General features: G+C 75.8%; 1 protein-coding gene and 1 pseudogene. Both read right to left on the reverse strand.

Annotated features, from left to right (window positions below):
• Positions 1–168 (reverse strand): glycosyltransferase (locus FV228_RS31870; protein WP_147857983.1); only part of this gene is annotated, 168 nt, incomplete at its 3' end.
• Positions 165–654: pseudogene (locus tag FV228_RS31875) on the reverse strand (glycosyl transferase); the annotation flags it as partial. The pseudogene FV228_RS31875 and the gene FV228_RS31870, both read right to left, overlap by 4 nt.

The following is a 654-nucleotide window of genomic DNA, read 5'->3' on the forward strand; positions in this document are numbered from 1 at the left end:
GGCCGCCGCCAGGGCGGCCGGCGTGCCGTCGGTGGAGCCGTCGTCGACGTAGATCAGCTCGAAGCCGAGGGGGGCGCAGGCGGCCTCGATCTCGGCCACCAGGGGGGCGATGTTGCCGGCCTCGTTCTTTACCGGCACGACGACGCTGAGGGTCGGGGCGCCGGTCACGGAGCCACCGCGTAGGCGGTCACGAACACCCGCCGGCCGGTGTTGAGGTTGAAGCCTTCGACCTCGGCGAGCGGCGCCGGCGCCCCCCGCGCCACCGGCCAGGCGGCGTTAAAGTCGTCCCGGTCCCGGGCCTCCACGAACAGCAGCCGGCAGCCGCCCGCCTCCAAGAATTGCCTGGCCGCGGCCCCGTCCGGCGGCAGGGCGAGGTCGGTGCCGGTGAGGAAGACGAGGCTCGGCTCCCGGTAGCCGAGGCTCGCGACCTGCGGGTTCGGGCAGGTCATCCGGTCGCGCAGGGCGGCCAGCCGCGGGGAGACCTTGAGGGCCGGGAGCGCACGCTGCGCCACGCCCAGCACCGCCGGCCCGAGCAGGCAGGAAGCGACGATTCCGAGCACCAGGGCGCGCTCGGGCCTGCCGCCCGCGAAGGCCATCCAGGCCAGAATCGCGACCGCGCAGGCGGCGGCGAGCAGCGGCAGCGCGGCCCAGGGG

The sequence above is a fragment of the Methylobacterium sp. WL18 genome, assembly GCF_008040015.1.
GTDB lineage: Bacteria > Pseudomonadota > Alphaproteobacteria > Rhizobiales > Beijerinckiaceae > Methylobacterium > Methylobacterium mesophilicum.